Source organism: Macrococcus sp. PK, from assembly GCF_022501545.1.
GTDB classification, from domain to species: Bacteria; Bacillota; Bacilli; order Staphylococcales; family Staphylococcaceae; genus Macrococcoides; species Macrococcoides epidermidis.
The window spans coordinates 1-18291 of record NZ_JAEPRF010000020.1; the positions used below are offsets into that span (position 1 = coordinate 1).

General features: G+C 31.6%; 24 protein-coding genes. 18 read left to right on the forward strand and 6 right to left on the reverse strand.

Annotated features, from left to right (window positions below; translation table 11 throughout):
* The 14 genes from JJJ02_RS12695 to JJJ02_RS12760 form a co-directional block, all read left to right on the forward strand.
* Positions 1–229, forward strand: a 229-nt coding sequence (locus JJJ02_RS12695; protein ID WP_240837646.1) for an IS3 family transposase, incomplete at its 5' end; no start/stop codon positions are given.
* A gap of 131 nt (positions 230–360) precedes the next feature.
* Positions 361–840 carry an acetyl-CoA carboxylase biotin carboxyl carrier protein gene (gene accB / locus JJJ02_RS12700; protein WP_111715150.1) on the forward strand — a complete coding sequence of 160 codons (480 nt, stop codon included), beginning with the start codon at positions 361–363 and terminating at the stop codon, positions 838–840.
* A gap of 1 nt (position 841) precedes the next feature.
* The gene (accC, locus tag JJJ02_RS12705) at positions 842–2188 is read left to right on the forward strand and encodes an acetyl-CoA carboxylase biotin carboxylase subunit (RefSeq protein ID WP_099578411.1); all 1347 of its coding nucleotides are present in this window, start codon (positions 842–844) and stop codon (positions 2186–2188) included.
* Positions 2189–2276: 88 nt separating this feature from the next.
* The gene (locus JJJ02_RS12710) at positions 2277–2624 is read left to right on the forward strand and encodes an Asp23/Gls24 family envelope stress response protein (protein WP_111715147.1); all 348 of its coding nucleotides are present in this window, start codon (positions 2277–2279) and stop codon (positions 2622–2624) included.
* A gap of 44 nt (positions 2625–2668) precedes the next feature.
* On the forward strand, positions 2669–3061 hold the full coding sequence (nusB, locus tag JJJ02_RS12715; RefSeq protein WP_239242754.1) for a transcription antitermination factor NusB: 393 nt from the start codon (positions 2669–2671) through the stop codon (positions 3059–3061).
* 7 nt (positions 3062–3068) lie between these two features.
* A complete protein-coding gene (gene xseA, locus JJJ02_RS12720) occupies positions 3069–4394 on the forward strand; it encodes an exodeoxyribonuclease VII large subunit (RefSeq protein WP_240839300.1) in 1326 nt (441 codons plus the stop codon).
* Between the two features lie 15 nt (positions 4395–4409).
* Positions 4410–4604: an exodeoxyribonuclease VII small subunit gene (xseB, locus tag JJJ02_RS12725; RefSeq protein ID WP_255724882.1), complete on the forward strand. Its 195-nt coding sequence runs from the start codon at positions 4410–4412 to the stop codon at positions 4602–4604.
* Positions 4597–5457 (forward strand): polyprenyl synthetase family protein, encoded by an 861-nt coding sequence (locus JJJ02_RS12730; protein ID WP_111715140.1) that lies wholly within the window; start codon positions 4597–4599, stop codon positions 5455–5457. Before xseB ends, JJJ02_RS12730 begins: the two co-directional genes overlap by 8 nt.
* Before the next feature lie 94 nt (positions 5458–5551).
* Positions 5552–7438: a 1-deoxy-D-xylulose-5-phosphate synthase gene (dxs, locus tag JJJ02_RS12735; RefSeq protein WP_239242753.1), complete on the forward strand. Its 1887-nt coding sequence runs from the start codon at positions 5552–5554 to the stop codon at positions 7436–7438.
* Entirely contained in the window at positions 7425–8258 is an 834-nt protein-coding gene (locus tag JJJ02_RS12740; protein WP_239242752.1) for a TlyA family RNA methyltransferase, read from the forward strand. Before dxs ends, JJJ02_RS12740 begins: the two co-directional genes overlap by 14 nt.
* A 96-nt stretch (positions 8259–8354) precedes the next feature.
* The gene (gene ahrC / locus JJJ02_RS12745; RefSeq protein WP_099578398.1) at positions 8355–8807 is read left to right on the forward strand and encodes a transcriptional regulator AhrC/ArgR; all 453 of its coding nucleotides are present in this window, start codon (positions 8355–8357) and stop codon (positions 8805–8807) included.
* 14 nt (positions 8808–8821) lie between these two features.
* Positions 8822–10489, forward strand: coding sequence for a DNA repair protein RecN (recN, locus tag JJJ02_RS12750; RefSeq protein ID WP_240839302.1), 1668 nt, complete (start codon positions 8822–8824; stop codon positions 10487–10489).
* 16 nt (positions 10490–10505) lie between these two features.
* Positions 10506–11198, forward strand: coding sequence for a response regulator (locus JJJ02_RS12755; protein WP_240839304.1), 693 nt, complete (start codon positions 10506–10508; stop codon positions 11196–11198).
* Positions 11191–11925, forward strand: coding sequence for a glycerophosphodiester phosphodiesterase family protein (locus JJJ02_RS12760; protein WP_240839306.1), 735 nt, complete (start codon positions 11191–11193; stop codon positions 11923–11925). Before JJJ02_RS12755 ends, JJJ02_RS12760 begins: the two co-directional genes overlap by 8 nt.
* 33 nt (positions 11926–11958) lie before the next feature.
* On the opposite strand, the gene JJJ02_RS12765 is transcribed toward JJJ02_RS12760, so the two are convergent.
* Positions 11959–12210, reverse strand: a complete 252-nt coding sequence (locus JJJ02_RS12765; RefSeq protein WP_240839308.1) for a DUF2627 domain-containing protein — start codon at positions 12208–12210, stop codon at positions 11959–11961.
* A gap of 318 nt (positions 12211–12528) precedes the next feature.
* On the opposite strand from JJJ02_RS12765, the gene JJJ02_RS12770 reads away from it, so the two are divergent.
* On the forward strand, positions 12529–13629 hold the full coding sequence (locus tag JJJ02_RS12770; RefSeq protein WP_239242749.1) for a Glu/Leu/Phe/Val dehydrogenase dimerization domain-containing protein: 1101 nt from the start codon (positions 12529–12531) through the stop codon (positions 13627–13629).
* 76 nt (positions 13630–13705) lie between these two features.
* Here JJJ02_RS12770 and JJJ02_RS12775 read toward each other — a convergent pair whose 3' ends face one another.
* From JJJ02_RS12775 to JJJ02_RS12785, 3 genes are read right to left on the reverse strand one after another with little or no spacing between them, the layout of a single operon-like run.
* Positions 13706–14602 carry an ABC transporter ATP-binding protein gene (locus tag JJJ02_RS12775; RefSeq protein ID WP_239242748.1) on the reverse strand — a complete coding sequence of 299 codons (897 nt, stop codon included), beginning with the start codon at positions 14600–14602 and terminating at the stop codon, positions 13706–13708.
* Complete coding sequence (locus JJJ02_RS12780; RefSeq protein WP_239242747.1) at positions 14602–15288, reverse strand: ABC transporter permease subunit; 687 nt, start codon at positions 15286–15288, stop codon at positions 14602–14604. The genes JJJ02_RS12775 and JJJ02_RS12780 overlap by 1 nt, the downstream gene beginning before the upstream one ends.
* Positions 15289–15300: 12 nt before the next feature.
* Entirely contained in the window at positions 15301–15582 is a 282-nt protein-coding gene (locus JJJ02_RS12785) for a hypothetical protein (protein ID WP_239242746.1), read from the reverse strand.
* Between the two features lie 157 nt (positions 15583–15739).
* Between JJJ02_RS12785 and JJJ02_RS12790 the strand changes: the two genes are divergently transcribed.
* From JJJ02_RS12790 to JJJ02_RS12800, 3 genes are all read left to right on the forward strand, one after another.
* Entirely contained in the window at positions 15740–16036 is a 297-nt protein-coding gene (locus JJJ02_RS12790) for a DUF2089 family protein (protein ID WP_239242745.1), read from the forward strand.
* A 1-nt stretch (position 16037) separates the two neighbouring features.
* Positions 16038–16322, forward strand: coding sequence for a hypothetical protein (locus JJJ02_RS12795; RefSeq protein ID WP_239242744.1), 285 nt, complete (start codon positions 16038–16040; stop codon positions 16320–16322).
* A gap of 360 nt (positions 16323–16682) precedes the next feature.
* On the forward strand, positions 16683–17204 hold the full coding sequence (locus JJJ02_RS12800) for an AAA family ATPase (protein WP_239242743.1): 522 nt from the start codon (positions 16683–16685) through the stop codon (positions 17202–17204).
* A gap of 85 nt (positions 17205–17289) precedes the next feature.
* Here the strand turns inward: JJJ02_RS12800 and JJJ02_RS12805 are convergent, their stop codons facing one another.
* Positions 17290–17703 (reverse strand): hypothetical protein, encoded by a 414-nt coding sequence (locus JJJ02_RS12805; RefSeq protein WP_240839310.1) that lies wholly within the window; start codon positions 17701–17703, stop codon positions 17290–17292.
* Positions 17700–18134, reverse strand: a complete 435-nt coding sequence (locus tag JJJ02_RS12810; RefSeq protein ID WP_239243512.1) for a LytTR family transcriptional regulator DNA-binding domain-containing protein — start codon at positions 18132–18134, stop codon at positions 17700–17702. The genes JJJ02_RS12805 and JJJ02_RS12810 overlap by 4 nt, the downstream gene beginning before the upstream one ends.
* Between the last annotated feature and the right edge of the window lie 157 nt (positions 18135–18291).

The window sequence follows — 18291 nt, forward strand, 5'->3', positions numbered from 1 at the left end:
TCAAAGCATGTCTAGAAAAGGTAATTGTCTAGATAATTCTCCAATGGAGAATTTCTTTGGAATATTGAAACAAGAAATGTTTTATGGTGAATCATTTGATTCGTATGATGAGTTAGAAGAGGAAATTAATGATTATATGGAATATTATAATTTCGTCAGAAAGAAGAGAAAATTAAAAAGCAAGACTCCTGTAGAATACAGAAATCTTGCTTTAATGAAAGTAGCTTAATAAAAAGTTCAACTTTTTGGGTTCACTACAATATTGCATGTCTTTTATTTTTTTCTTGTATTGGTCTGACCACTAGGATAAAATAAATTAGTAACTAGTCATAAAATCTTGTATAAAAAAAGGGGTACATCATGAAATTTGAAGATATTAAAAAACTTGTAGATTTAATAGACGCATCAAAAACATTAACTGAATTAAATTTAGAGCAGGATGAATATAAAATTGTTATCAAAAAAGAAAAAGAAATAGTACAGACACCAATTACTACAACATATGAAGTACCATCAGCACCAGTTATGCCTACACAGCAAATACAGTCACAAACACAATCTCAACCTCAAACAAACGCTATAACACAGGCAGAACATATAGATACTAGCAAGACGATTAACGCACCAATGGTCGGAACATTCTATAAATCACCTTCACCTGAAAGTGCACCATACGTGAGTGTCGGTGATAAAGTCAATGCTGACAGTACAGTATGTATTCTGGAGGCAATGAAATTATTTAATGAAATTCAGGCTGAAATCTCAGGAGAGATTGTAGAAATTCTTGTTGAAGATGGACAAATGGTTGAGTACGGACAACCGTTATTTAAGGTGAAATAATATGAAGAAAGTATTAGTCGCAAATCGTGGCGAGATAGCAGTAAGAATCATTCGTGCGTTAAAAGAGTTAAATATACAGTCAGTAGCTGTCTATTCAGAGGCAGACCGTGATGCCTTACATACTCAAATTGCTGATGAAGCTTATTGTATCGGACCGAAACAATCGAAAGATTCGTATTTAAATATTCCGAATATTTTAATGATCGCAAGCTCTACAGGTTGCGATGGTATTCATCCTGGATATGGTTTTTTAGCTGAGAACGCAAATTTTGCAGAAATGTGCGAAGCATGTCAAATTAAATTTATTGGACCGAGCCACTATTCTATTTCTAAAATGGGTATCAAAGACGTAGCCAAGAAAGAAATGATAAAAGCTGATGTTCCGGTTGTTCCTGGCAGTGACGGATTATTAGAAAGTGTTGAAGATGCATTGACACTTGCGAATCAAATGGGTTATCCGGTTATCTTAAAAGCGACTGCTGGTGGCGGTGGAAAAGGGATTCGTGTAGCAAGAAATGATGAAGAACTCCGCAATGGTTATATGATGACTGAACAAGAAGCTGCTACAGCTTTCGGTAATCCAGGGTTATATTTAGAGAAATTTATTGAAGAATTTCGTCATGTTGAAATCCAAATATTAGCCGATCAATACGGTAATGTAATACATCTCGGAGAGCGAGATTGTACCATTCAGCGTCGTATGCAAAAACTTGTAGAAGAATCACCTTCACCGATTTTAGATGACACGACAAGAACGGCAATGGGTCAGGCAGCAGTGCGTGCAGCTGAAGCTGTAAACTATGAAGGTGCTGGTACAGTTGAATTTATCTATGATCTAGCAACGAAAGCATTTTATTTTATGGAAATGAATACACGTATTCAGGTTGAACATCCAGTTACTGAAATGGTGACAGGCATTGATCTGGTGAAATGGCAGATAAAAATTGCCGCAGGGGAAAGACTCACAATACAACAGGATGATGTTAAGATGTCAGGACATGCCATTGAACTTAGAATTAATGCAGAAAATCCTTATAAGAATTTTATGCCATCTCCAGGTCAAATTACACAATATGTTGTGCCAGGTGGGTACGGTGTAAGAATAGATTCAGCGTGTTATACGAACTATAAAATCCCACCTTTTTATGATTCGATGGTGGCCAAATTAATCGTACATCAACCAACACGCGCTGAAGCGATTGAGTGCGCGAAACGTGCACTAGATGAATTTGTTGTAACCGGTGTGGATACGACGATACCTTTCCATCTTGCATTAATGGAAAATGATATTTTTAAATCTAATAAATATAGTACGAAGTTTTTAGAACAAAATGAAATACTTTCATAAAAAAGCGCTTATGCGTTTTTTTATTTTGCATTTAATATTATACTTAAAACATGTTATAGTATTAATATGAGATGGGAGGCATATATCAATGATTGAAACAAATAAAAAAGGCAATTTAGGTACAGTTGAAATTGCACCGAGTGTAATTGAAGTCATCGCATCAATCGCTGTATCTGAAGTCAAAGGTGTATCACTTGTTCAAAAGAACAAATCTCTCGATAAATTAGGCGTTAAAAATCAAAAAGGTGTTAACGTGGAAGTTAAGGGTGAAGATATCATTATCGATGCATACTGTGCTTTCGACTATGGTACAAAAATTTCTAAGACGGCAACACAAGTACAGCAATCTATAAAAAATGCATTAGGTAATATGACTGCGATTAGTCCGAAACAAATCAATGTGCATATCATTAATGTAAAATTTAAAGAAAATTAATTTAGAGGATGCTTGCATCCTCTAAATTTTTGAAGGAGAAACATATGTCAAGAACAGAATCAAGACAACATGCAGTACAAATATTATTTCAATTAGAAACAAAAGAACATGATATTACAATTGAAGAAGCAACAGCATTTATTATTGAACCGCCTCTAAAGGATGAATTTTGTGAATCAATCGTTCGTGGTGTGAAAGCTCAGGAAACAGAAATCGATGGTAAAATATCACCGCATCTTAAACAATGGACGCTTGACCGTATCAATAAGATAGATCGTATCATATTAAGAATGAGTACTTATGAATTGCTATACACTGATGCACCTGAAAAAGTAGTTGTCAATGAAGCGGTAAATTTAGCGAAAACTTATAGTGATGATGACAGCTATAAATTTATCAACGGTATTTTAAGTGAAATAATAAAAAATAAAGCGTAGTGATGATATGGAAAAGTATTTAACGGTAAGTGCGTTAAGTAAATATATAAAAGTAAAGTTTGATAGAGACCCTTATTTACAGGAGGTCTATATTAAAGGTGAACTTTCAAATTATAAGCGTCATTCCAGTGGACATCATTATTTTGCATTAAAAGATAATGGTGCCATTATTCAATGTATGATGTTTAGTCGTGATGCCAGTAAATTATCTTTTACTCCTAAAGAGGGAGATAGTGTACTTATTACCGGTCGCGTTTCATCTTATGAAGCACGAGGCAACTATCAATTGTATGTTAATACGATGACGCTTGATGGTATTGGGTTATTATATGAGAAATTTGAACAACTTAAAAAAGAGTTTCAGGAAAAAGGATATTTTAATAGAGAACATAAACAGGCTTTACCAAAATATCCGAAACATATTGCAGTTCTTACAGCAAGTACAGGAGCGGCTGTACAGGATATACGTACTACTTTAAATAATCGATATCCTCTAGCAGAAGTAACGTATATATCAACACTTGTACAAGGTGCAGGTGCTAAAGAAGATATCGTAAAAAATATTGAACAGGCAGATGCTATCGATGCTGATGTAATTATTCTTGGACGTGGTGGAGGATCAATCGAAGATTTATGGGCTTTTAACGAATCCATTGTTGTTGAAGCCATCTATAATGCACGCACACCAATCATCTCAGCAGTAGGACATGAAACGGATACAACATTATCAGATTTTGTAGCAGATTTACGTGCACCAACGCCTACTGGAGCGGCCGTTCTTGCAACGCCAGACGTCCGTGAATTAGATGCGCAGATTAATAAAGCACGTGAATTCATGAATCATAAAATGAACAATATATTACGTCATCAAATGCAGCACTTAAATCAGCTTGAGAATTATTATATTTTTAAGAATCCATATATGCTTGTTGAACAAAAGGTTCAGCGAATCGATGAAATTCAGAATAATATGAAGTACCTGGTGAATACGATGCTGCAACAACAAAAGCATGGTACATCAACATTGACACAATTTATTACGCCTAAAACTTTACAGGATAAAGTCAGTCAACTTCAAAAAGATATTGAGAATAAACATCTTCAAATGAATAGAACAATTCAATATATGATGTCAATGAAACAAACAGCATTTCAATCTCGATTGGCACTGCTTAGCAGCTTAAGTCCAACAGAAACATTATTACGAGGATATAGTATTACACGTCATAATGATTTGATTGTGCGTTCTGTAGATGATGTTAACATTGGTGATATGTTAGAAGTTGAAATCAAGGATGGTAAGCTAATCAGTGAAATAATTGAAAAGAAATAACTAGGGGTGTCTTTCATGGCTAAAGATTTTGAAACGATGATGAATGAATTAGAAACGATAGTTAAACAACTTGATAATGAAAATGTGTCTCTTGAAAAATCGATAGAACTTTATGAAGCAGGTGTGAAATTATCTAAAGCATGTCAGGATAAACTGAAAGAAGCAGAGGAGAAAATTGCAAAGCTTCAAGAGGCAGATACTAATGAATAAGGCATATATTGATACGATTAATGATGCAATCGATAAACTCTATCAAGAAAAAGCTGTGTCTTCACAATTAAATGATTCGATAGTCTATTCGCTTAAAGCGGGTGGTAAACGTGTACGTCCGTTACTGTTAATGACTACGCTTGAGAGTCTAGGTGGTAATCCTAATGATGGATTAGCATTTGGCTTGGCGGTTGAAATGATACATACTTATTCATTGATTCATGATGATCTTCCAGCAATGGATGATGATGATTATCGTAGAGGTAAGCTCACAAATCATAAAGTGTACGGTGAGGCGACTGCGATATTAGCAGGAGATGCATTATTAACGGATAGTTTCCATCAAATAATATCAAGCAATTATTCAGACGTAACTAAAATAAAACTGCTAACGTTATTATCAGATGCTGCCGGGTCAAAAGGTATGGTCGCAGGACAGATGCTTGATATGGAGAGCGAAAATAAATCAATTGATATGATGACTTTAGAGACCATTCACCATCATAAAACAGGAGATTTAATTCACGCATCTATCTATGCTGCTGGTATTATTCTGGAACAAAAAGATGATCTTCTGTCGTCACTAGATAAAGTAGGAAGAAATATTGGATTAATGTTTCAGATAAAAGATGATATTTTAGATGTAGAAGGTGATTTCGAGTCAATCGGAAAAGCTGTTGGAAGTGATGTAGAAAATGCAAAAAGCACATACGTCTCTCTAATTGGTCTAGAAGTATCTAAACAAAGACTAAATGAAATCTATAATGAGACGGTAGAAATTGTTGGCAATATTACTTTAAACAAAGCGCCGCTTATAGAATTAATTGATTTTATTGTCAATAGAAACAAATAAAAGCCTTTGCAGGGCTTTTTTTATTTTTCATGCATTCGTAAACAATGATATAATAGGAAACATATTAAAGTAAGAGAGATGTAGGTGGGAATTCATGGATGTATCGAAAATAAAAGATCCATCGTTTATTAAAAATTTAACAGATGATGAGTTAGTTGAATTAAGTAGCGATATTCGTCAGTTTCTTATAGAGAAATGTGCAATTACCGGGGGACATATCGGGGCAAATTTAGGTGTTGTAGAATTAACAATCGCTATGCATAGAAGTTTTAACAGTCCACAGGATAAACTTATCTTTGATGTAGGACATCAGGCATATATTCATAAAATTTTAACTGGCCGTGGAGAGAAATTTGATACTTTACGCCAATACAAAGGTTTAAGTGGATTTCCAAAACTAAATGAAAGTCCACATGATGTATGGGAAGCAGGTCATTCTTCAACGTCATTATCAGCAGCAATTGGAATGGCGAAAGCGCGTGATATTCTAGGTGAAGATTATGATGTCGTGCCGATTATCGGTGACGGAGCTTTAACGGGTGGTATGGCACTAGAAGCATTAAATCATATCGGCCATGATAAAACAGATATGACGATTGTCTTAAACGACAACGAGATGAGTATAGCACCAAATGTTGGTGCAATGCACAATATGTTCGGTCGATTACGTACAAATCAAAATTATAATCGAGCAAAAGTTGATATTGATGGTTTCTTGAGTAAATTACCGGGTGGTCATAAGTTAAGAGATTCAGCTGATCGCATTAAAGATAGTCTGAAATATCTTGTTGTTACAGGTGTATTCTTTGAAGAACTTGGCATTAAATATGTTGGGCCGGTAGACGGGCATAATTTTAATGATCTTAAAGAAGCTTTTGAGACATCTAAACGTATTAATGGTCCGGTTATCGTTCATGTTATTACTAAAAAAGGTAAAGGTTATCGACCTGCTGAGAACGATAAAATAGGGACTTGGCATGGATTAGGACCATATAAACTAGAAACTGGTGAACAGGTAAAAGGTAGCTCAAAAGCACCCGCATGGAGTCAAATCTTCAGTGACACGGTACAAAGTTTTGCAGAAAATGATAAACATATTGTTGCAATTACGCCAGCGATGCCTGTAGGAAGTAAGTTGACGAGGTTTCAGGCAGAATTACCGGATCAATTCTTTGACGTTGGTATTGCAGAACAGCATGCAGTGACGATGGCGGCTGGACTAGCTGCGAATGGCATGAAACCTTATGTTGCAATTTATTCAACATTTTTACAACGTGCTTATGATCAAATGTTACATGACGTTGATCGTCAAAACTTACATGTTGTATTTGGTATTGACCGTTCAGGTCTTGTTGGTGCAGATGGTGAGACACATCAAGGTGTCTTTGATATACCATTCTTAAGTCATATGCCAAATATTACAATTATGATGCCAAAAGATGAGAATGAAGCAACTCATATGCTGCATAGTGCATTTTATGAATACTCAGGACCTATTGCGATACGTTATCCAAGAGGAAATGGTATTGGTGTAGAGGTTGATGATAATTTGCAACCCGTACCCTATGGTAAATGGGAAACACTTCATGATGGTGAGGATGTCGCAGTACTAAGTTTCGGACCGACATTACAACTTATTGAAGAAGTGCGTGATGAACTATTAAAAGAAGGTATCACTATTGAGGTGGTTAATGCTCGATTTATTAAACCACTGGATACAGACTATCTGGATAAGATTGCACAGGAAGATAAAGCGATAATTACAGTTGAAGAGTCAATGTTGAGTGGTGGTTTTGGATCATTAATCGTCAATTACTTCAATGATAAACATCAGTATATAGATATTAAACGAATCGGTATTGACGATGAATATATTGAACATGGTGATGTAGAATTATTGCTGAACGATATCGGAATTTCAAAGGCGAATATTATCAATGAAATAAAACAATCACTGAAGCGTAAATATGAAAAAAGTTAGAATTGATGATTGGCTCGTTGAACATGACTATTATGAAACAAAAGATGCCGCTATGCGTGCTGTCATGGCAGGGCTTATTTATAATGATAATATCCGCATTGACACTGCAGGTGAGAAAATTAATCCTATAACTGCAAAAATCCGCGTGAAAGATAACCGAAAAAAATATGTAAGTCGTGGTGGATATAAGCTTGAAAAAGCAATTGACTATTTTGATTTAAATTTAATTGATGTCATTCATCTTGATATCGGATCTTCAACTGGTGGATTTACAGACTGTGCATTACAAAATGGCGCGCGTCATTCATATGCTTTGGATGTCGGTACGAATCAATTAGACTATCGTTTACGCATTCATGATAAAGTTACAGTTATGGAACAGACAAATTTTAGATATGTGACGAAAGTACAGTTTGATCCTTTACCGAATTTTATTACGATAGACGTAAGTTTTATTTCTTTATCGATGATTCTCAATAAACTTGTTGAAATAGTAGAACCCGGAGCGACAATTATTGCACTCATTAAGCCTCAATTTGAAGCAAGATATGAATTTGTTGATAAAGGAATTGTTCACGATAAAGATGAACATATCTGGGTATTAGATGAAATGATTCAGCTATGTAAGAAACTGAATATTCAAGTCAATGGTATTACCTTTTCACCAATTACAGGTCAAAAAGGAAATATTGAATATTTATTACATGGTCAAGTTATTGCTGATAATGATAAAATTATTAACGATGTTACCTTTGATAAAAATCAGTCACAATCAACAGCAATGATTGTAGAACAAGCATTTAATATATTAAATGATTAAACCACCGGGGGAAATTCGGTGGTTTTTTCGTATACAATAAATTGTATGTATGCTAAAATAATTTGTATAATTATACAGGAACAAGGGGGCGTAGGTATGGCGAATAAAACCATCCGACAAATTAAAATCAGAGAGATCATCTCCAATCAACAAATAGAAACACAGGAAGATCTTGTTGAGAAATTAAATGAATATAATTTAAATGTAACACAAGCAACTATTTCTAGAGATATAAAAGAATTACAATTAATTAAAGTACCCACACCTAGTGGCCAATATATCTACTCATTACCTCGAGATAGAAAATACCATCCACTTGATAAATTAGGACGCTATTTAATGGATTCATTTGTTAAATTGGATAGTGCTGACAATTTACTTATCTTAAAAACTTTACCTGGAAATGCACAGTCAATCGGTGCTATTTTAGATCAGTTAGAATGGGAAGAAGTCATCGGTACGATTTGTGGGGATGATACTTGTCTATTAATCTGTAAAGATAAAAAAGCAGGAGAAGTGATTACTGAACGTATTTTTAACATGCTTTAATTGGGGGATTTTATATGCTTTTGTCGTTATCTATTAAACAGTTTGCAATAATCGAAGCATTAGAAATTGAATTAAAAGATGGTTTAACAGTACTTAGTGGAGAAACTGGTGCAGGTAAATCAATCATTATCGATGCAATCGGACAACTTATCGGAATGCGTGCAAGTCAGAATTTAGTGCGTCATGGTGAGAATAAGGCGATTGTTGAAGGTATAATTGATATAGACCATAATCCTCGTGTAAAGGATATGCTCATTGAAAAAGATATTCCATTAGATGATTTTATGTTGGTTAAACGTGAAATTTTAAAGACGGGTAAAAGCATATGTAAGATCAATAATCAGACCGTAACATTAACAGAATTAAAAAGTATCATGCAGGAGCTTTTGGATATTCATGGCCAACACGAAACACAGACACTATTAAAACCAAAATATCATCTGACATTATTAGATGATTATGCAAAAGGTAATTATGATACGTTACTATCGGAGTACAAGACAACCTTTAAACAATATGTTGAGAAAACGAATGAACTGAAAAACTTACAGCAAAAAGATGAAGAATTGTTACAACGGTTAGATTTAATAAAATATCAGCATAAAGAATTAAGTGAGAAGAAATTAATCGCCTCAGAAAAAGAAACGTTAACAGAAGAAATTAATCGACTGCAGAATTATGAGAAACTTAATGATGCTTTAACGAAATCAGTCAATCTATTAAGCGAAGAGAATCAAATATTAGATTTACTATTTGAATTTAATGCATCACTTAAAGAAGTGGATGAAATTATTCCGAACAAGTTTAGTAAGACATTAGAAGACTCTGAAGGACTATATTATATATTAGATGATGCGAAACATGCATTACATGATGCAATGACTCAAAATGAATATGATGAGAATGAACTTAATCAGTTAGAGACGCGTATGAATGAAATACAATTTCTGGAACGTAAGTATGGAAAACCTCTAAATGAACTGATACCTTTTATTGATGAGTTAGAAAAAGAAATTAATACGATTGAAAATATTGAAGAATCCACTACTCAATTGATGAACGAAATACAACAGACAAAGTCAAAACTTTTATCACTAGGTAATGATTTAAGCAAAGCAAGACGTAGAGTAGCTCAAACACTGCGCAATGAAATTTTGGATGAAATTCATAATTTAGAGATGAAAAGTGCAAACTTTGAAATGGCATTTACAAAGACAGAACCAACTGCAACTGGTATTGAATCTTTAGAATTTATGATTAGCCCAAATAAAGGTGAACCATTGAAACCACTTGAGAAAATAGCATCCGGTGGAGAACTAAGTCGTATGATGCTTGCTTTAAAAAGTATATTTGCAGAATCTAAAGGCAAGACAGCAATTTTATTCGACGAAGTAGACACAGGTGTTTCTGGGAAGGTCGCTCAAAAAATGGCTGAGAAAATGTATGATATTTCACAGCAGATACAGGTTATCTGTATCTCACATTTGCCTCAAGTTGCTGCAATTAGCGATCATCATCTTTATATCGAGAAGAAAGAACAAGATGACAGAACGACTACAAGCGTAACTGAACTCGATGGAGAATCACGCATAAAAGAAGTTGCAAGAATGATCTCAGGTGTTGAAGTGACGCCACTCACATTAGAACATGCAGCTGAATTAATCAATCAAAATAAGAAGTAAAAAAGGATGAAGAAGTATGGTACTTAAAGTTGCAATTATTGAAGATTCACGAGAACTCGCAGTAACAATAAAAACACATCTGGAAAAACATAATTTGCAGGTCGTCGGAATGTGTCATAACGGTAAGGATGCCCTTAATATGATCAATGATATTGAATTTGATTTACTGTTACTTGACCTGATATTGCCACATATCGATGGAATTACGCTGTTAAAAGAGCATATTCCAACGAATCATCCTTTTAAAATTATTTGTTTAAGTGCGTTTGGAAAAGATTCTGTACTGTCAGAAGCAATGGATTCCGGTGCTGATTATTTCATTTTAAAACCGATTAATTTTGATAATTTTGTCAATCGTATTTGTCAGATCTGTAATATTGATGAATCTGTCCTCAGACAAAATAAATTAGAACAGTTAGGATTTAAAGAAAAACATAAAGGTACGCGATATATACAGGATGCCATTGAAATATTATCTGCCAGAAGCGAGCAGGAACGAGCAAAGAAAGTACATTTAACAATTGATTTATATCCAAAGATTGCAGAGAGAAACAATGTAAAGAACGCGAATGTAGAACGTTCTATTCGACATGCAATTGAAAAAGCATGGGACAACGGTTTACAGGAAGTCTTTAACAAACGTGGCAAATTAAATCGACCGACGAGTGGCGAACTGATTGATTACCTTATGGAGGGTTATCATGACTAAAATAATTGGACATAGAGGGTATGCAGCACTTTATCCAGAAAATACGATGCTAAGCTTTAAAAAAGCCTATGAACATGGTGCAGATGGTATAGAGCTTGATATACATATGACTGTCGATAATGAAATTATTGTCATCCATGATCCAACCTTAAATCGTACTACCAATCAAAAAGGTCGTGTCAATCAATTAACATTAGATGAAATCAAAATTGCACGTAATAAGAATGGTTTATTTAAAGTAACTGATGAACAAGTACCGACGTTAAAAGAAGTGATGGACTGGATCATTACAACCGATATGACGTTAAATATTGAAATAAAAGGTGTTACGGAAGGTGTCCTTGAAGAAACACTCATTAAATTATTAAGTCAATATGACATGAAAGAGCGTATTATTATATCAAGCTTTAATCTTGAAAGTTTATTGTACATAGAAAAGATTGATCCGAGCTATGACACAGCATTACTTACGGATAAAGAATTAGGAGAGCCGTGGATATATATGGAGTCACATGGTATTAAATCAGTGCATCCTTACGGAAAAAGTTATATGAACGACGCGAAAAGACAAGAAGTAGTACGATATAATTTACCAGCCCGTGTTTATACCGTTAATCGCGCAAAAGAAATACAGTATTGGCTGGAAGAAAAAATCGATGCCATTATAACAGATGAAGTAGAAGTAGCGGTTAAACTAAAAAATGATTATTTGTTAAAACAACATTGATTAAAATATAAAAAATAAGAGAATCATCCATTATTAGGATTGATTCTCTTGTTTTTTATAAAATTTTTCTTGTGCACGTTTACTTTTCTTTTCGATATGCAGAATATAGCCGCCTACAAAACTAACACCAAGTACCATTAAGATAAATCCAATTAAAAATTGCAGCCAAATAAAATGGAGTTCTGGGACAAGAATACCAAAAACAGCATCTCTCATCCATTTGATACCTAAACCTGCAAAGTAAATTGGAATAACTAATACAAGAAGTGCGATTATCTTTTTCATAAATTCACCTACCAATAGCATTATAACAAAAAAACATCACAATATTAATAATAAATAAATTATTATATAAATATAATAATAGATAAAAATGATGAATAAATAAAAGAATCTAAAATACGCTTAAATAGCATGTTGTAAGCGCTTTAGTTTGTTGAAGTACATAAATATTCAATAGAATATAATAATAATATATCGGAAATCGAACTAAAATATACAGAAATAAATTTAAAATTGAATATTTTTGTTCTATAAACATAATATTTAATGTAAAATAGGAAGTGTTAATCTAATAATTATTTTATGAAAAGGGGAAATAAAATGATTTTTAAGACTTTAGAACAATATGACTATGAACAAGTTGTATTCTGCCAGGATAATGCAAGTGGATTAAAAGCGATTATCGCGATTCATGATTCAACACTTGGCCCTGCGCTTGGGGGATGCAGAATGTGGCCATATGAAACAGAAGAAGAAGCAATTGAAGATGCATTACGTTTAGCCCGTGGAATGACATATAAAAATGCAGCAGCAGGACTTAATTTAGGTGGCGCGAAAACAGTTGTTATCGGTGACCCAAAAAAAGATAAATCAGAAGCTTTATTTAGAGCATTAGGCCGTTATATTCAAAGTTTAAACGGACGTTATATTACAGCTGAAGACGTAGGTACAACAGTTACTGATATGGATATTATGCATGAAGAAACTGACTTTGTCGTAGGATTATCAGAAAGCTACGGATCTAGTGGAAATCCTAGTCCAATGACAGCATTAGGGGTATATCGTGCGATGAAACGTACGGCGAAAGAAGCATTCGGTGATGATAGTTTAGCAGGTAAGACAATTTCTGTACAAGGGGTAGGAAATGTATCTTATACTTTATGTAAATATTTACATGAAGAAGGTGCGAAATTAATCGTTACGGATATCTTCCAGGAATCAATTGATAGAGCAGTAAATGACTTTGGTGCAACAGCAGTGAAGCCTGATGAAATTTACGGTGTAGAAGCGGATATCTTTGCACCATGTGCATTAGGTGCGATTCTTAATGATGACACAATTCCACAATTGAAAGTTAAAGCAGTATGTGGATCATCTAATAACCAGTTGAAAGACATGGAAAAACATGCAGCGATGTTGCAGGAACGTGGCATCATCTATGCACCTGACTTTGTCGTGAATTCTGGTGGGGTAATTAATGTAGCTGATGAATTAAATGGCTATAACGAAGATCGTGCAACAAAGAAAGTTAATGAAATCTATGATCAGATGGATAAAGTATTTGAAATCGCGAAACGTGATAACATTTCTACAGCTTTAGCAGCTGAACGTTTAGCAGAAGAACGTATTGATCAAATGATGCGTGTACGTAGTACATTTAGTTTAAATGAACATTCTTTGATCTCTAGACGTAGAGGGTAATAAATGATGAGCACCTACAAATGATTTTGTAGGTGCTTATTCATTATGAAAATTATATTTAGTGTTATTTTAAATATTAATTTTTACTACCTATATTAATAAAAATTTCTTCCAATGTTGGTTCATAAACATTAATACCATAAACTTTTATATTATGATTTACTAATATTTCATTTATCTTTGCGATATTCTCATTATCTGTGGTTTCCAAAATAATAGTGTTTTTATTATAATTTATATTAGAAGCATATTTTTTTAATTTATTATTTATCAGTTCATTGATATCATTATTTTTAGATTGAATTTTGTAAGTTACTTCAATCACATTTTGATAATTCATTTTTACTTCTTCTAAATTTCCTTCGATAATAATTTTGCCGTTATCCATTATCGCGATTGTATCACATAATTTTTCGACTTCGTCTAAATTATGTGAAGTTAAAAAAATTGTTTTACCTTCCTCAGATAACTTTCGAATTAAATTATGTATGTTTAATATTGAGTTAGGATCTACGCCTGAAGTTGGTTCATCTAAGAAAATAATATCTGGATTATTAATCAGTGCTTGTGCTATTCCTAGTTTTTTCTTCATACCAAATGAATAATTTTTAACTTTAATTTTATTAGATTTTTCTAGTCCAACATTATTAAGAATATTCACCATTTCTTCTTTTGATAATTTATGTCCAAGTATGTGAGAAAAATAATTCAAATGTTCTATTGCAGTTAAATTGTCATAAAATGAAGAATAATCTGGTAAGACCCCAATTTTATCTTTAGGACTATACATATTAAATTCTCCACTAGTTGGGATAATAATACCAGTTACCATATTAATAAACGTAGATTTGCCTGCACCATTTTTACCTAAAAATCCATAAATAGAACCTCTGGGTACAGATAAATTTATATTATTAACGACAACTTTATCTTTGTACATTTTTGTTAGTTTATTTGTTTTTAGAGCGTACATTATAAATCTCTCCTTTTAAATATAATTAAAGAAGTAATTAATAAAATTATAGTAAGTATGATAGTACAAAATACCATTCCATCACCTTGACTTATGAAATAGTAAGGTGTTATATAACTAAATATTTTTAATATTAATTTATCAGACAGTATACTCCAAAAACCTAGACCAGAAATAATGATTGATAAAGCAAGTCCAATAAAGTTAGACATTATTGGGTTGTCGATTAATACCGATAACAATAAAGCAAGTGCAATAAAATATGATAAAAAAGTTAAACATTGCAACATATGAATAAAGTAGAATGATTTAGTATAAAAGGCAAGGGCAATGATTGTTATAAGTAGGATGGAAAACCAAAATGCTATAACCCCTAAAAATTTACCAAGAATGATTTTGTTTCTTGAGGTTTTAGTAACTAAAAATCTTATAGTACGTGTTTTCATTTCTTCATTTATAATATTGTGACTTAGTATAAATACAAAGATAGGTCCAAAAATAAATATGATTAACATTAAACCTGAACTATTTGGATTTTCACCTAATCCCATATCTTTTAATTGATCTTTGAAAATATTTAGTAATTTTGCAATGCCTATTGCTGCACTAAATATCATTGAAATTACTATAATACTCTTAATACTTTTAAATAAATTAGTAAATTCTTTCAATGCAATGGCAATCATAATATTCTCCTTTTATAAGTCTTTTGATTTCATATTTTCTAATTCTTTTTTATAACGTTCTTTTTTCTTCTTCTGACCAAAATTAAAATCAGATAATAAAACAAGATTACCTAATCCTAATTTCAACCAAAAGAATTCAATGTCTTGATCGAGATAATAAAATTTAATAAACATATAAAGGGTGAAAATTATAGGAGTGATTAATCCTATCCATCCTGGTTCCAAAGTTGATAAATATTTTTGTGCTCCAAATAATACTGCAATAAGAATTATTAATTCGACTATAGCTATCATAAAAATTCTCCTTTTGTATATTTTTTATTTATTTCATAATTTATACTACACTATAATTTAATAAAGTTAAAGAATTTTTTAATTTTATTGATAATAAAGTTATTTTATTATTGAATTATGATAAAAATAATATTAAAATCATTATAGGAGGTTGCTTATGGACAAAAATGAAATTCCAGAATGGTTATTAAAACTAGATAAAGAAGATATTGAATTTATGAAAAATTTTGTTTTAGAATCAGGATCTTTAAAAAGTATTGCAAAGATGTATGATGTATCTTATCCGACAGTCAGAATAAGACTTAATAGTTTAATACAGAAAGTGGAATTAGCATCTAAAGAAGAAAATTCAGGACTTGTGAGTTACATTAAATCGCTAGCAATCGACGAAAAGATTAGTTTGGAAGAAGCTAAGAAATTGATAAGTCTTTATAAAAGTGAAAAGGAGAAATAGTATGGCAGATTATATAATACGAATTTTAATATTTGCTTCAATTTGTGGTGCTCAATATATATTATCTTCAACAAAATTTAAATGGTTAGGACTAGTTGTTCCTCTTTTATGTACAGTATATGCAATAAACTTTTATATGAATGACAATCAATGGCCTTTATGGGCGCTGTTAGTATTGTATGTGATTGGTATGGTTATTTTAGGTGGTCAATATGATGCTGCAAGAAAAGCATATAATAAAAAACAAGTAATAGAATTAAATAAAATGAAAAGTAAAGATTTATAGAATGTTATGCACCTACCAGTATAAAAATGTAGATATTTTTCTATTTAAATTAAACATTAACGGCACTATTATTTGTGGTGGTGTATATATTTTAAGTGTGTTATAAGAAATTGAATTTGATAAGCTTAATACAGAGAAAGTTACTTTACATGATAATTTACTTGTAACTCCACCTAATAAATATGTGGATTTTGCGATAAAAATGTTAGAAGTCTTAGACTTATATAATGTTCAAGAAGACTACGAAGAAACTGTTAGATTTTATAAAGCGTTTAAAAGTGAATAAAATAAAATGTACATAGGTAGAAAGTAATTCTTTTAAAAAAATCAAATATGAAATTCAATATTGGAGATATAAGTATGATATTAAATAATCAGTTGAGGGTTATTTGGATAAATGGAGCTTTTGGTGTAGGAAAAACGACAGTAGCAAATTTACTTAAAGCAAAGATAATAAATAGTATTATTTTTGATCCTGAGATTGCAGGAACTATGCTGAATAAAATTTACCCTGAGGAAATAAAGAAAGATAATTTTCAGGATTATATAGAATGGCGAAATATTAATAATGAAATTCTAAGAATATTAATTGAGAGAACTGATAAAATTATTATTATCCCAATGACAATTACAAACTTAAATTATTATCAAGAAATTGTGTCAGGTTTAGATTCTAAAATAATTCGTCAATTTTTATTGTTGGCGGATGATAATACTTTAATTGATAGACTTAATTCAAGAAATGAATCCGACAGATGGCCATATGACCAAATAAATCAATGTATTAAAGCTTTTGGTAGCATTGATTTTGGAACTAGAATTGACACAAATGTTATGAATTTAGATTCTATTGTCGAAGTAATTATAGAGAGAATTAAATAATGTTAATAAATTATTGAGCAAAGGAGTGATAAGATGTATTCCTTTGCTTTTTTATTTATAACATTCAAAGTAAATAATTTAATAATTATAACCTTTTTCTATTTTGAATTTCCATAATATATTTTTGATTTAAATAATCTGAATATAACTTGAAGATTACATAATGTAAAATCAAATTTATCACTAATAGGGCAAATAAATATGGTGAGATTTGATTAAATAGATGAGGAGAATACAAATAAATAGAGCATAAAATAATTATAGTATTATCAGTTGAACAAACAATAACATTAAAATTAGATTTAGTAGTTGAATACTTCCATAAATAAGGGTATAGTACGCCAAAAGAAAGTCCGAATAATATAGAAATCAAAATCAATCTCCAAAAGTAATTATAATAAATTAAGTTATCAGTGTTGGACATTGAAGTAATAACCATTACCCAAATTAAGCTTAAAAATGATGTTTGAAAGAAGTTTTGAGTTAGTTCTTTTATCATAATAACATCTCCTTGATCTCTTTAGAATAGTATCTGCTGACGATGTATTTTTTATTAGAATTACTTTGTATTAATAGTCTTGATGCTTTATCTGAAGAGAATTGATTTAAATGTCTTAGATTAAACATCTGTGTATTATTGATTTTAACTATTTTATACTTAGTTAAATATTTCAATTCTTTTATCCTACCTTTGATATAAAAAAGTGAATTATCAACTAAAATTACTTTGGACAAATGTGTAAAAGTTTCAATAGACTCGATATGATTTACAGATACTTTTATAGATTTATTAGATTTAATATCAATCAATGTAATTTTAGTCTCAAAAAAATTGGTTAGGTTATTTACAAGATCTTTGTTACTTTCGTGACTTTCTAAATGGATAATATCCTTATTAAGATGATTATTAAAGTTTACATTAAATTTCATATCAGGTTCCTCCTTATATTTAATTTATCATTAATAGGATAATCAGTAGACAATGTTTTAATTAGTTGCAAAAATTTCTATTTTGTTACTTCAATAATAAAAAATTCAAGACTTTATTCTTTTTAAAAAATTAGATATAATGTTGAAAGTTTAAGTG